Raw genomic sequence first — 13,983 nt, forward strand, 5'->3', positions numbered from 1 at the left:
CCGAATAACCCTCAAAAATCCCATGTCTACCACTCCAATAGCCCCCAGCTGAATCAAGCAGGGGTAAGGTTGCACATGGGTCAATTCTCAATGACAATTTCTGCAGTTGCCGGGTCAGTTCTCAGTGACAATCAACAGCGGCCTGTTTGGTGGAGGACCACTCTGGAGCTTTCGGGGTTCACGTCTAATGTGGCATATGGCGGGCGCGCTCCCTGGAGGCTCTCAGCGGCTGTGGGGATAACGCGTCTGGCGTTTCGCGCGGTGGCGTGCCAACAAGTTCGTATGATTGAGTTCGCCCAGCTTCCCGATGACCATCCTGATCTGCCCTTTTCGCCGCTGCTGCGCGCGGCACGTCTGACTTTGACATATGCGGCTGACGAGGGGCCGATCGCGCTTACCAAGACAAAGGCGTTCAAGCGGTCTTTCGTCCACTGGGCAGCGGAGCATTTCGATTGGCCTGGCCGCAGCTATGAAGAGGTGTTCCGATACAATAAAGTCCTCAACGAGTATGACTTCCCGCCGCTTGAACTGCTTCATTTCCTTTTGGTCGCTCTAAAGCTCGGGCGCCATTACAAGGGCGAGTTCAGGCTGACCAAGAGGGGCAAGGAGTTCTCGCAGTCACCCGGTGCGCTCTTTCATGAACTGATCCCCTTCTACATTCTGAATGTTGACCACGCCTCCTATGGAAGATTCGATGATCGCCCGTTCGGCAATTGGGATGTCTGGCTCAACGTTATCAACGTCGAAGTCGAAAACGGTGCAAGCGAGCGCACCCTTTATGGTGTTTTTTATGGGGAAGGCGCTAACGGGGACAACGCCGGTTGGCGTGAAATCTCTGCATTCTCTCATTGCGTCCTGAAGCCTCTCGAATGGTCGGGCCTGATCTCCGTGCATGATGCGGATGAAGCGGGGCGGTCGGCAAGAATGTGCTTTAAGACACCCCTTTGGCGGTCGGCGCTAAAATTGGACACGGATGATATGCTGGCGCGCGCGACGCAACATTGAGTAGGTCTAAACCAATCGGCAGTGTGGTCGGCGCTATGATCATCTCTGGCAGCGACCACACACAAATTCGACACCATCCCGGCAGCGCACAACGCAAAGCGCTCGCCCCGGAGGCTCTCAGCGACTGTGGGGAACCTTGACGGCCAAGGGCCGCAAGGAGCCGACATTCGCTGCGATGGTCGCTTAGGTCAGCTCTGCAGGAATTTGCTGCCGCACGCGCAGTCTTGGGGACGGCTCCCAGCCAAAAGCGGACATGCGCTCGGATAGCAGCGGGCGGAAAGCGTGCTTTTCAAGGTCGCAGGATCGGCCGAACAAATAAGCAATAGGCCCGCCAGTCCTAGAACCGACGGGCCGAGAATGCTGAAATCGTCCACTCACGGACAATTCCTTAAAGCCAAGCAATGTGAAGCCAGCATGGCGGATTTGGGGTTATTTGGCGCTTGCTTGTCACACCACTGCTTCTACCAACACCGGACGTGTGCCGGAATCGGGGCTATGACCAAGATGCGGGACAAACTCGCCGTTACGGGAGGTTTGACTTCCCGGACAGCTGCGGCGCCAGAATGCATCCCCATCGCACCCCTGTAATTTCTCTAGGACTTCGTGCTGACTATGGAGATCTTCGTCGGTGGCTCCCGGGATGTTGAGCCATTCCTCACCCGGGATCAGAGCTTACCAACGTCCTGGTTGTTCCTGTATGGGATGCTAGCAGGTAGAACCTACAAGTTATCCCCGTGACATTGCCGAGATGGGGCTCGCACACACGGTGGGCGGCGACGTGGAGCGCGCGTATCGACGCAGTGACATGCTGGAGCGGCTGCGTGAGATGATGGACAGTTGGGCCGACTTCATGCTCGGTTGAGATGCTGAAAGCTGACGTAGGTCCATGTGGGAGGTTTCGAATGAAACGGTCGTGGCCCGCGTTCTCGGAATGTCACAAGGCGAAGGCGTAAATCACCACCCAGAGCGACAGCATGATCCCGCAGAGCATAGTGTAGACGCCGTTCCACGCCCAGCCGACACGCAGCGCGCTGATGCCTCCGAAGGACCCGATCAGCAGTGTAGTCGCCGTGAAGGGCGAACTGGCCCCGCTAAGCGCCCAGCCGGAGGTAAGTGCCACGACGATGGCGGTCGGCGTCACGCCAAGGCTCTCGGCACCGGGAATGAGCGGCGCGAGCAGCGTCACCGCGAGGATCGGGTTCATCCCGAGCTGCCCCGCCAGCGGAATGAGCCAGACGAAACTCACGAGGAGAAGCCAAGGCGGAAACACCGCCAGATCGAGCCCGGCGCGCTGCATCAGCGGCCCGAGCAGGGCCGAGCCGACGGTGCCGATATACCCGGCCATCATAAGCAGCGTGAGCTCTTCGCGGTAGCCCGGCAATTCCTTGGTCACGTAGTCGCCGAATCGCCGCGCGACAGACCGCACTGGCGCCTGTGTCCAATGCTGAATCAGCATCCACACCAGCGCAATCACCGGCACGATGACCACTACCAACCCGACGATCCGCACATCCGTGATAGCCGACAGGCTGATCACGCTGATCACCAACACCCCGAGCAGCGCCAGCAGCGGCAGCATGAGGGCCCAGGACCCTTCCGGCTCCTGGCGTCGAGGCGTCACGCTCAGCCGTGGTTTGAAGGCCGTGTCGAGCCCCCAGCCGATCCCGGCCAGCAGCGCCGAGGAGACCAGACCCGGCACCATCGCCTGTGCCCAGCTTGTCCCCGGTACGACACTGACCGAGATCGCCATGGCGAAGGACAGGGGCGACCATGGCAGCGTTGATACGAAGGCCCGCTGGATAGCCAGCAGCATCCGCCGGATACGGTGACCGCGCACCTCGGCGTCGGGCTCTGTCTCGGCATTGGCCAGCGCCAAGGCGCCCAGAAGCTGGATCGCCCCGTAATTGAGCAGCAGCGCAAAGCCCTGACCGCCTACCGTCAGCGCCGCATAGCGCCGACCGGGCCGCTGGCCCGAGAGAAACCCGCCCGCTGCCTGCACTGCCGCCGAGGTCTGCGCGACATTGCGCAGCGTCGAGAGCGCCGTGAAGAAGGCGGCGATGAAGGCCGCCGAGCGCAACCCGTCCAGGGTCACCACCCGCCAGCCCGGCGCGCTGCATGCAAGCGCCACTGTCAGGCCGAGCGCCACCGCGACAAAGGCCTTGCGCGAAACCCGGACCTGCGCCGCCAGAGTGGCCACGAGCAACAGCACGAGCACGGGTTTCGCCGGGGCCATCCACGCCGCAATGTGCCATTCGTGAAAAATGACAAGGCAGGTGATTGCGACCAGCAGCATGCCTGTCATGAGATCGACCCGATTGCGCATTTCGCTGAACAATTGCAAGCCCCCGCTGGTTGAAACGTTCTTATGCGTGCTGACGTGTCGGGCGGCAAGGGCTCACCCTGACGAAACTTCGAGGCGTGAATCGGCGGATCGGGGGCCGTTGCCGAAAGTGCAAATGCTTGTAGAATCTGCAGGGGAGGCGGCAGCTATTTAAGAGCCGCCTATATGGAGCCATACAAGTCATCTGCGTGATACGCCCCATGCGGTAGGCGTCATTGTAGCCTGCATAACGGCCGTTCGCTCCGTCCGCCGCAATACCCAACAGGGCCTACGTGCGGAAACCGGCGGACGGCAAAAGGGCAGGCTTGGAATTAAAAACTAGCTTTGAAGATTGAGATAATTTGATAGCTTATCTTTACTGATGCTTGGTGTGGGTTCGCTCTCACTCAAAAGGAGGGAGTTTTTAAGACCCTATCTTCCAGAGAGCGCCCGTGAGACACCCCAACACCCTCGCGTCCGCCGCGATATTTGGGCCCTTTCCCCTTGCCGCCGCTGGCATGATCGGAGTCGTCTCCATGGTCATCCCCACCGCTGGCGTGATCGGTGTCCCCCCCCTCGTGTGAGGTGTGGTCATCGCCATGATCATCCCCGTGGTTATCAGCATCACCGTCATCATCGTTGCGGCCACCTTTGTACTTGGGGCCTTTGCCTTTGCCGCCGCTGGCGTGATCATCACCATCACCATGATCATCAGCATCGCCGTGGTCATCACCATGATCATCTTCTCCGCCATGCGGATCCTCGGGCCGTCCATGCTGCGCCCCACCGACACCACGCCCCTTGCCCTTATTTGATCCGTGGGTGATGGTGTCCGCCCCATCAGTGTGCTGGGCAAAGCCCGCCGCGGCAAAAGCAATTGCACACAAGCTGGTCAGTACCAGGCGGCGGTTCATCCAGTTCGTATCCATCATCGTCATCCTTGCAAGTTAAAGCGTCAGGGGCAGCGGATACGCCGCCCCTGACTGACCCAGCATTAGAGCGCTTCAGGCACCGCATATTCGTGAATGAACTCGATGACAGCCCGGGAGTCATCCGCCGCCTGCGTGTAGGCGTCCAGAGATCCCGCCGCCGTGGCATCCACCGATCCAAAGACGGCATCGTAGATATCGACATCCACCTGATCAAAAGACCCATCGGCCTGTTCCACAAGAACCGTGGCCGTTACGCCCGAATAGGTATCGGACCGGTCGTATGAGAACGACGAATAGTCGACGAACGAATATGTCACATCACCCATGGTTGTCAGGTTGATCCCGAGAAACGCGTCGATATAGGCAATCTCGTCAGACGTGAATTCCCCGGTTTTGTCCGTAGCGGCGGCCAGGAACGCCGTCGATGCGTCCAGATCTGCCTGAGTATACTGACCATCGACAAGGAAGTCATAATCCGTACCAACCAAATCATCAGCCGTGAGACCAGGAATGCTGCCAGTCGTCAGAAGCGACACGTAAATCGCTAGATTCTCCAGCGGCGAGTCGATTGTTTTAGTTTCGTCATCCACCGTCAGCACAAGACGACCCGCTGCGTCGACCGACACAGCCGTGGCACTGGAAAGCATAGTGATCACTTCAGATGCCCGGTTATCAAGCACCGACGTCGGTGCGCGCCCGACATTCAAGCGGCCAAGCTCAACCTCAACTGTAAGTGTTTCATCTACCGGATGACCCTCTTCGTCGAGTTCAATCGGGTTGCCGTCCGCATCCAGAGGCTGCACGTAACCATCTGCGGTCAGGATGGGCACACCGTTGGCGTCTCGGTCAATGATCCACAAATCGCCGAAAAGATCACCTTTCTTTGAGCCCGAGGTTGCCGGTCGACCACCGCCAGCGCCGTCCTTGCCGCCGGGCTGTCCGGCCCATTCCGGACGATCAGACTCGTCGTCGCCCTCATCGGCCGCGTCTGCAGAGTCGCCCGAGCCTGCAGAACCGCCATGACCTTTCACCGGATCGTCCATACCGGTGATATCCCTGAAAATGCCGCCAAGACCTTTGCCTCCGCCGCCTTGCCCCATTTGGCCGCCTTGACCATGGCCACCACCGGCACCCTTGCCAGATCCTGCGCCCTGCCCCTGTTGACCTTTGCCCGAACCCTCCTGGGCAAAAGTCATGTCAGGTGCCACCGATGCGGCACCAAGGGCGATAACAGCGCAGCCTGCCGCGAGGATAAATTTCAGAGATTGTCTGCCTGACGTCAACTTAAGCATGATGCATCCTTCCTATTTGCATTTTCTTTTGTCAGTACCCTCAAGAGAGGATTTTGTGACAATGCACATAACAGTGCAGACCAAACGCATTCAGGAAGTGATATACATCAAGACAGCGGCAATTATTTTTGCGCCGCTGCCTTTATGACTTGAGGCACTCAGAGAGTTTAGAACTTACGCGTGAGACCGACCCGGAACAACCGTTCGGTTGTGTCGAATTGGTCCACGCCGAGATTATAGTTAATGGAGTTCGCGTCGTACTCAGTCTGCGTATAATCCAGCCGGGCATGCATCTTGTCACTAATCGCGAACTCGACACCGCCGCCAATCCGAACTCCATCAAAGGTCTTACTCTGATCGATAACATTTCCCGAGAAGGTGTAATCCAGGTCGAATTTCGAACGCACCAAACCCGCGCGCCCATATAGCAGAACGCTGTCGTTCAGCACATACCCGACCCGCAGGCCCGCGCCTATCGTTCCGACCTTTTCGATCGAGTAGACACGGCCTTCGGGGCTGCGCTCGATGTTCCAGTCGGCCGAGGACAGCTCGACTTCGGCTTCGCCGCCAATATAGAAATCGTTGGCCTGCACGCCGTAACCGGCAAAGAGACCCCCGGCAAACCCTTGTCCGGCGCGGGTTGCGTCAAGAGTGAAGGGCACCCCAGATCCTGACACACGCGGCCCGACATTGTCGCTCTGCAACGATCCGTGCCCAAGCTGCACGCCGCCATAGAAGCCCGAAAAGTCGGTCACGACCGCCGGTTCCGCCGAGCGGCTTTTCGACCCCAGGTCATAGACCAGGCCGAATTGTGCAAGGCTTTCGACATTGGCAAAATTGTCATCGGCGGCACCAAGAGGTGATCCGATCTGATAGTCCTCATAGGCGCGAAGCTGATATTCCATCCGCCCCGACAGGCCGTTGCCAAGCGGAATTTCGGCGCCCACCCCGAACAGCAGCCCCATTTCCCGTTTCGAAAGCTTCACCAGCGGATTGGTGCCGCGCTGATAGGTGCTGTCGAAGTCGGTCGAGACAAAGCCGAACCGTCCGTAAAGAAGATTGCCGCCCGGCGTGCGCAGGCCGGTGATCCCACTCAGAGAATAGGCATTGCCACGATCTACCGAGAAGGTGCGGTTGGCAAGGTGGTTCCAGGAGCTGTCATTCACCTCGGCCCCCGCCTCCAGACCCAGAACAAGCGCGCCGTATTCGCTGCGGTAGCCTGCAAAAATGCTGCCTATGGCACCATGATCGCCGAAATCCGCCGTCAGGTTGCCCCCGGCCCCGGGCGCCCCGCGCGGCCCGTCAACCTTGGTGTGCAGCGCGCTGTCGCCCGCTTGCAGGCCGACATAAAAACCGCCACCGCTTGCTCTGGCGAAATCGCTTTTATCCGCATCAAACCGCGGGTCCAGCGATGCACCCAAGCTTAGGGTAATCCTGTGCTCGTCAAAATCCGCACCTGCGACGTCGGACTGGCGCTGGCGGAAATCGTAATCCGCATCCAGATAAACGCGCGGATTGAACGCGTACCTCAGCGACATGCCGGTTTCTGCAAGCATGTCAGTGCGCGTCAAATTCTTATAGTCGTTCTGCGTCAGGAAGGCATAAGCCGCCAGCGACATGTCGGGCGCAACCCGGTGGCGCAGTCGCAAACCGCCGGTGGTCGAGACATAACCCGATGACCCGGCCAGTGTGGTTTCCTCAATGCTCCGTTCGACGATTGCATCAAGATCCGTGCGCTCTCCAAGGGGCATACTCAGATCTGCGCCAAAGTCGACTGCGGTTGTGGTTCCAAAGCGCGAGTCGTCGTAATCCTGGGTCATCACCCCCAGCAACACTTCACCGCTCATCGGACCGACCGAGCCGGTATAGCCGACGGCCCCCTGGAACCCATCAGAACTCCGCCGAAAGCCAAGGCCCGCGTTGTCGATGGGCTGGTCATAGTCGCGCTTGTCGTAGATGCCTTGCAGGAAGACTTCGCCATTTTCGGTGCGCGACAGACCAATGCGCCCGCCCAATTCGTACTGGGTGCGATCCCGGTCGTCATTGTCGATGGGCACGCCCACAGCCGTGGGGGTATCATCGTAATTCAGGTCCCTGATATTCACTCCAAGGCGAAAGGTGCGATCCGAAAGGCTGCCGCCAATACCGAAATACCCACTGATGTCGGTCGATTCGGTTGGGCGGAGACCGTTTACGTCATCGGGCGACTCGCGGCTTTCATGCCCAAGCTCGTAGTCCACACCGCCAAATGCAAAAACGCTATCGTTGATGCGGTATCTTGCTTCGGCCCCTAGGAAATAGTCTTCGTAATCCTCGCGCGAATTCCTCGAAAAGCGCGCCACTTCCGCACTCGCCTCAAGGTTCAGCCTGAAGTCCTCTGCACGGTAAGACAATCCGACCCAAGGCGCGAACAAGGTGACAAAATCAGACCCACGGTCATTGGCAGTCAGAAATACGTTGTCGGTGAAGTATTCCGAGACGGTTATTCCGGCGTCGAACTCGTAAGGAGTGTCACCCTGTGTGCCCACCGACAAAACCCCGTCATCCTGGGCTGCGGCCAGATGCGCGGACAACAGGGCAGAGCCGAAAATAGCCAGACCAAAACTCAGGTGGCTGCATTCATTTTTCATCTCCGACCCTTTCTGAGACTGTATTTATTAGCGAATAACTACTCTCTAACGGGAAATGCGAACACATTCAAAATGTCACATGCAGGGAAATTCCCAAACGTGTTGCAAAAAAAAAACTCAATTCACTTTGAAAATCATCGTGCTGTCGAGCAACTAGAGCGATCTACGCAACGAACGGTTGACGCAGTCCCCTGAATGAGAACGGGAGTGTTGGAACCCAGGCTCAAATGGCAAGGATCATAAAGTGGCGCGTCTGAATGCTCCTGCGGTGGATTGAAACGGGCAGCGCATCAGACCAAGTGGCGTGTTTCGTCCAGTCTGCTTCGACCTGTTCACTCTAGGCAAAGCAGCGCTCCCAACGCTCTAATTCAGAAAAACAGAGCTTCCCGCGCTGCCTTACACGCGATTTGAGCTTCCTTTTAACCTAGGCCTGACCCTCTGAACGTGCTGAATTGCCTTGTTTTACAGGGCAGCTTTGATCGCAGGTTTTACATACGCGCGACGAAAAACGCTTTTTGGGGCGAAATCTGTCAACATTAGGTAAACATTTGTCAACGCAGAAGGCCTGTTTTGGGGTCGTTTTGGCCGGTTTGGAGGGTGCGCATGTTACCTTTTGAGATGGGACCGACCGCAAAAGGTAACATTTGTCAACGCTATGCAACGTGTCCAGCCCTTGAACGGGATACGGGAAAGGTCGCGTCTGCAGCCATTCCCGCTCCGAAGGCTCATTACGCCCTTCTGGGCTCACAGAGCCGTCTCAACAGCTGCACACGGCGCAAGGTGATGCCGGGGTCAGTGTCGTTGCTGACGTCGCGCAGGAAGCGCAGCCAGGCGCGCTCGTTCGGTGTCAGACCGTTTGTGTCGTTCATGTGTCTACCTCCCGAAGATCGCCCTGATAGCCGTCTGTGACCTGCTGGTTATACGTGGATCACTATGTTCAGACGCTCCGCGAATTTCCTGAAGCCAGCCAAGTTCGTTCGCCGTGATGGGTGTGCCGAAAATCTCGATGATGGCCTGGGCAGCCGTGTCGCCAACCGCCTGCTCCAGGGCCAGGCCCATCAGGTATGCCGGATCGCACTCCAGAGAACGAGCCATGCTCGGCACCCGGTCCAGAGCAAGCTTGCTGGACCCGTTCTTGATCATCGTGATCATATTCGCGTTCGGGAAACCGGCCTCACTGGCAATCTGAAGCTGGGATTTTCTGGCTTTCAGTTCGAGCACCCTGCGCTCGATGTATTTTGCCAGCCGGGTCTCTTCATGTGGTTTCTTGCTCATCGCTAACCTCTCAGATGTGACGCAGCATTTGCTGCTTGTCTCTGATATAGCGACGGCGTGATTGGGGATGTGTGGCGGGAAGAGGCCGACACGCTTTTCTACATCGTTCTTTTTTGTAGAATATCGGCCTCACTGCTCGGAATTGATCTCGTCGTGCAGCAGCACGGTCGTGGTCTAATGCAGTGGTGTGGTCGTGCAGGTCGCTTTTTCGCAGCTCTCAGCCTTGTTGAATTTCAGTTGGACCGGCCGGACCGGTCGGACCACCTTGTAAATACAGCGTTTTCGCGGTCCCAGTGGTCCGGCCGGTCCAGGTGATCCGTTATGTGAAAGAGGCAGGCCGCCTCTCTCACATCGCTGTGCCGACGATGTGCTGATCAGGCCTCAGTAGATGCCAGGAGGGCAGACGCACGCACCGCATATACCCGCGGACGCTCTGGGATACCGCGTTCCATCCTGAACTGAAGACCCGTGCCCCTTTGGGTCTTGAGCAGGCCTCCCTCTCCGTGCAGGCGGGCCATTTCGATCGGATTGCCTTCATCATGGATGGCTTTCCAGCATTCGGGGCGAATGTAGAACCATGCCTGATCCCGCCAGCCGTCCAGAGGATTCCGGCCAATGGTTCCGAGTGTGAGGAACCGGTCGAGGTTCTTCGATACGTAATCCTGGGTGCGCTTCACCGCGATATTGATCTCCGTGCCCGTCGTGCCTTCGCGTGCTTCGAACCAATCCATAAAAAGCTCCATCGCCGCCGAGTGCGCGGCGCCAGGCTGCCAACCAGTGAGGTCGAACCTTGTTGCCATTTCTCCAGCGAGCGCCGCAATGCCAAACCGTGTAAGCACGCGATGCACCTGCCCATCGACCGAAAGATCCGCTTGCATGGTGCACAAACGGCAAAAGCGATCTATGAAGTTCTGGTAATTCTGCTTTTCATCCAAGTTTTTCATAAGCTTCTCAACGAAGAGCGGGCCGACATGGCCATAATTCTCAAGTGATGCCCTGTCGATGCGCTCGGCGAAGAGTTTTCCGTTAAGGTCTCCGTGCAAGTCATCAAACGCACCAAAGGTCCGGCCGTCTGCTTCGAGATTGATAAGCCGCACATCCTGCCCCTTGGTCATCTTCCGACCAGCGCTCGCCATGTGCTCTTCCAAAGAGATTTCACCGCTCGAAAGAACGGGCACGCGCCACCGCTGCGGCGTCTGAAGACCGCCATTCGACTTTGCCCTGAGCCGCCCCTCTCCATTGGCCAGCATGTAGATGTTCGCCCCGAGCGTCCGGGCGTCAGCCTTATGCAGCTCCTCAATGTTCAGGAAGGTGTCGTTGAAGGCTGCGGCAATTCCTTCGAAGCCACTCGGTGTGCCATCCCAGCTCTGCAACAGCGGACGGGCACCCCAGACAGAGGTTGCGACATACTGGATGGTCGACTTGCCGCGCGACGACAAACCGCGCAGATGGAATCCGCCACCGTTCATTCCAAGAACAGAAAGAAGCGGTCCAGTGAACGCGTGGGACACCGCCAGCATCATCAGAGAATTCCCGACGCAAGACATGCCTACCTCTTCCCGCCATGCCGCAAGCGTGCCTTTGCTGCTCATAGCCGCCATCAAATCTTCAGACACGCTGTCAGTCGCGACCAAGGCCTCGCCAAGCACGCGGCCTTCGCCGAGCACAAAGGCATCATGCGTCTTGCTGGTCCAGCCAAGCCGATCGAAGCGAAGATATGGAGTGTCCGGCTGCCACGAGCGCAGCAGGGTCATGACGCTGTCAGCTGCCTTGGTGACCGGGGCCAGTTCCAGGCCAAGGTCGAACAGAGGAGCCAAGACGGCATTTGATGATTTGGAGATCTCACGCGCATCGAGGATACACTCATGCCAGTTGCCATCGGGATCGCGCACGGCAACGACACGCCCCCACCCACGCCCAGACGCATTCCGGCAGCGGCGTTTCATGATCAGAGGGGAACAGATGCGCACGGGGACAAGATCACCGTCCTTATCAGCGCGTAATTCGTAGATCCCATCATCTTTGGATGCGTAGTCTGCGGGAATGTCATTAGAGCAGAACTCCTCATTCTGCGACATTGCTGCGGTAGCGGTAGATTTGGAGCCGTGAGGGAAAGCGAGCACGTTTTGGTTCGGAGAGTGGGATCCGGCGGGGGCTATGATATCAGTCATGGGGTGCTTTCGATTGAACATGAAAGGGGTGTTCGGCGCGATTGGGATCGCGTCGGGCAAGGTGTTCGTCCGCGTATGAGTGGGAACTTTGGTGGCGTGATGAAGGCTTGGCTGACGCGCTAATGCATGGTCAATCCATACGGCTCAAACCCGAGGCAGGTGATGAACCCACAGGCCAGCTGGTTCTCCCACTCTTCGATATCTGAAAGACGCCAACGGGTTGTCGTTCCACCCAGTTTAACCGGCGTCGGAAAGTCGCCATTCCGCTTCCAGCGCCAGATTGAATCTTTCGAGACGCTGAAGCGCTTTGCAACTTGATCGACTGACAGATAGAGGGTGTTCGAGGGTGTGGGCATTATGGGATCTCCTGTTTGAGCACACGACTTTTTACCCCGCATCCGGCGCTACTCTGAGCCAGGCGAGGTATTCTTATGTGGATGTTGACGTAAGAAGGAGTATAGCAGAATTTTTGTGGAACCGCATGAGAATTCGAGAGAATTCTGCACTTTCCATACTTGGCGATGCAGGAAATCCGATGCAGATCACTGCAATCAATAGAATTACCTTTGGTGGCAATATTGGTGGCATAAAAATCCAAACAAGCACTAATTACATTAAAATCAGTAGCTTGCTTGGATTTATGGCGGAGCCGAAGGGATTCGAACCCTCGAGACCCTTCCGGGCCTACTCCCTTAGCAGGGGAGCGCCTTCGACCACTCGGCCACAGCTCCGTCGACCCGTTTAATTGGACCTTGGGGCGGGAACAAGGGCAATTCTGAGATTTTTTCAATTGATCCGATGAATTTGCCACGCGCGGTTCTAGGGGGCCGCGTGCGGTGCATACCGCGAGATCAGCCGCGCCAGAAATGCGCCCATGGCCGGATCGAGGATATCGCCGTGATTGCTCACGAAGCCTGCGTTGACGAGCGTGACCTTGCCGCGCGGCAGAGTGTCGAGCGCCGCCATGCTCGCGGGATCATTGCGAATGCGATCCTTGAGCGCCGGACGCCCCGTGTTGCACGGCGCGGTCCCGCCCCAATCAAGCCGGTGAAAGATGTCGTCAAACGCCGCCCGCGCCGCCACCTTCCAGCCGCGCCGCCCGCCAAGATAGGGCGACCAGAGCGCGAAGGGATTGGCAAAATCACACAGCGAGGTGGTGACCACGACCTGCGTAGCGGCCAGGTCTTTATAGCTGTCATAGGGGTGCCCCTCGTTGCCGCGCGCGCCAGGGGTGTCGCCGCCATAGCGATAGGCGCTATGCGCAGGTTGCAGGAATACCGCGAGGTCGGCGGCGGGCCCCACCGGCCCCTGTTTCAAAAGCTCCCGCGAAAACAACGCCCGCCCGGCAAACCGCGCGCCCATACTATGGCCCAGAACCACGACCGGAAGGCCGCGGGCGTTCACCGCCGGAATGATCCGGTTCAGTATCAGGTTGCCATGCAGCACCCCGGCCTCGTCGCTGTCGGTGGCCTTGTTGAGCACGCTGCCGATATGGCCCGCCGCATGGCCGACCGCCGAGGTGCTGGCCGCATTCCACGACGACGACCAGGTCATGCCGATCACCAGCGGGCGGAACGCTTCGCCCCCGGCCTGCATGGCATGCCCTGTCACCTGCATGATCTGGCGATAGCGACAAACCGACACCCTTTGATCGTTGTTCCACCCCATCGAGGCAAAGACGATATGGGTGAAATTGCCCTCTTTGAGCCGCGCAGCGAGGTCGCGCTGAAACACCCCGAACATCGAGTCGATCCCGGACTTGAAGCTCCGGTTTTTTGGCGCCCTGCCGTTGTCGCAGGCAGGCATGGCACTTGCCGCCTGATAGCCGTTCATCAGCCCACAGGCGCGACGGTTCTCAAAGCGGGTGATATGGGTCACGACCTGCAACTTGGGGTCCGAAAACATCCCCGTCAGCCAGAAATCGCGCTGCGCCGCCACATCTTCGGGCGGGCCATCGGGCAAATCGGCGTAGCGATAGAGAATGTCTCTTTGATGCTGCGGCCCCGACAGGCGGTCACCGGCATAGAGCTTTTCCAGAGAGATCACATAGCCCTCTTCAAGCTGATCGCGCGGGCGATCCTGAAACACGCCATGCGCCAGCCAGTTGAAGATATGCGCGCCCTCGGGGGCCGCGTTCAACGCTTTGGTTTCAAAGGGTTTACCGGCATTTTCAACATCGGCCATGGTCGGGATGTGGCTTGCCTCGGGCACCACCGGCCCGTTCGAGCCGCAGATCGCATCGCCCTCGTCATGGGCCGCCTGCAACGGTGTAGAGGCCAAAAGGCTGGCGATAAGGGCAAAGCTGAAACGTCGGTTGCGCGACATGGGACATCCCCGCTAGCTGATCAAATCAAGATC

The 13,983-nt window shown here is 58.2% G+C and carries 10 protein-coding genes and 1 tRNA gene; 2 read left to right on the forward strand and 9 right to left on the reverse strand.

All coding sequences use genetic code 11. The annotated features are described in order from the left end of the window. A partial coding sequence (locus ROG8370_RS11895; RefSeq protein WP_306372372.1) for a hypothetical protein occupies positions 1-1,005 on the forward strand: 1,005 nt, incomplete at its 5' end. Positions 1,006-1,939: 934 nt separating this feature from the next. On the opposite strand, the gene ROG8370_RS11900 is transcribed toward ROG8370_RS11895, so the two are convergent. Next, positions 1,940-3,346, reverse strand: coding sequence for a hypothetical protein (locus ROG8370_RS11900; protein ID WP_085827364.1), 1,407 nt, complete (start codon positions 3,344-3,346; stop codon positions 1,940-1,942). Positions 3,347-3,924: 578 nt separating this feature from the next. Here ROG8370_RS11900 and ROG8370_RS11905 point away from each other — a divergent pair. Continuing rightward, positions 3,925-4,140 (forward strand): hypothetical protein, encoded by a 216-nt coding sequence (locus ROG8370_RS11905; RefSeq protein WP_139838125.1) that lies wholly within the window; start codon positions 3,925-3,927, stop codon positions 4,138-4,140. Positions 4,141-4,319: 179 nt separating this feature from the next. Here the strand turns inward: ROG8370_RS11905 and ROG8370_RS11910 are convergent, their stop codons facing one another. From ROG8370_RS11910 to ROG8370_RS11940, 8 genes are all read right to left on the reverse strand, one after another. Continuing rightward, positions 4,320-5,549 (reverse strand): hypothetical protein, encoded by a 1,230-nt coding sequence (locus tag ROG8370_RS11910; protein WP_085827368.1) that lies wholly within the window; start codon positions 5,547-5,549, stop codon positions 4,320-4,322. A gap of 167 nt (positions 5,550-5,716) precedes the next feature. After that, on the reverse strand, positions 5,717-8,179 hold the full coding sequence (locus tag ROG8370_RS11915; RefSeq protein WP_085827370.1) for an outer membrane beta-barrel protein: 2,463 nt from the start codon (positions 8,177-8,179) through the stop codon (positions 5,717-5,719). 728 nt (positions 8,180-8,907) lie between these two features. Then, positions 8,908-9,048 (reverse strand): hypothetical protein, encoded by a 141-nt coding sequence (locus ROG8370_RS20575; protein ID WP_170925230.1) that lies wholly within the window; start codon positions 9,046-9,048, stop codon positions 8,908-8,910. Between the two features lie 4 nt (positions 9,049-9,052). Then, positions 9,053-9,454, reverse strand: a complete 402-nt coding sequence (locus ROG8370_RS11920; protein WP_085827372.1) for a helix-turn-helix domain-containing protein — start codon at positions 9,452-9,454, stop codon at positions 9,053-9,055. Between the two features lie 374 nt (positions 9,455-9,828). Further along, complete coding sequence (locus tag ROG8370_RS11925; RefSeq protein WP_139838126.1) at positions 9,829-11,685, reverse strand: DUF927 domain-containing protein; 1,857 nt, start codon at positions 11,683-11,685, stop codon at positions 9,829-9,831. 59 nt (positions 11,686-11,744) lie between these two features. After that, positions 11,745-11,981, reverse strand: a complete 237-nt coding sequence (locus ROG8370_RS11930; protein WP_170925231.1) for a helix-turn-helix transcriptional regulator — start codon at positions 11,979-11,981, stop codon at positions 11,745-11,747. 285 nt (positions 11,982-12,266) lie between these two features. Next, positions 12,267-12,356, reverse strand: a tRNA-Ser gene (locus ROG8370_RS11935). A gap of 88 nt (positions 12,357-12,444) precedes the next feature. Next, positions 12,445-13,950, reverse strand: a complete 1,506-nt coding sequence (locus ROG8370_RS11940; protein ID WP_085827375.1) for a hypothetical protein — start codon at positions 13,948-13,950, stop codon at positions 12,445-12,447. Between the last annotated feature and the right edge of the window lie 33 nt (positions 13,951-13,983).

Origin of the sequence: Roseovarius gaetbuli, from assembly GCF_900172365.1 — a bacterium.
GTDB lineage: Bacteria > Pseudomonadota > Alphaproteobacteria > Rhodobacterales > Rhodobacteraceae > Roseovarius > Roseovarius gaetbuli.

What these genes read in the sequence shown, in the direction of transcription:
- ROG8370_RS11910 (WP_085827368.1), bottom strand. Translation starts at nt 5,549, where the DNA reads ATGCTTAAGTTGACGTCAGGCAGACAATCTCTGAAATTTATCCTCGCG.
- ROG8370_RS11920 (WP_085827372.1), bottom strand. Translation starts at nt 9,454, where the DNA reads ATGAGCAAGAAACCACATGAAGAGACCCGGCTGGCAAAATACATCGAG.
- ROG8370_RS11940 (WP_085827375.1), bottom strand. Translation starts at nt 13,950, where the DNA reads ATGTCGCGCAACCGACGTTTCAGCTTTGCCCTTATCGCCAGCCTTTTG.
- ROG8370_RS11930 (WP_170925231.1), bottom strand. Translation starts at nt 11,981, where the DNA reads ATGCCCACACCCTCGAACACCCTCTATCTGTCAGTCGATCAAGTTGCA.
- ROG8370_RS20575 (WP_170925230.1), bottom strand. Translation starts at nt 9,048, where the DNA reads ATGAACGACACAAACGGTCTGACACCGAACGAGCGCGCCTGGCTGCGC.
- ROG8370_RS11905 (WP_139838125.1), top strand. Translation starts at nt 3,925, where the DNA reads ATGATCATCCCCGTGGTTATCAGCATCACCGTCATCATCGTTGCGGCC.
- ROG8370_RS11915 (WP_085827370.1), bottom strand. Translation starts at nt 8,179, where the DNA reads ATGAAAAATGAATGCAGCCACCTGAGTTTTGGTCTGGCTATTTTCGGC.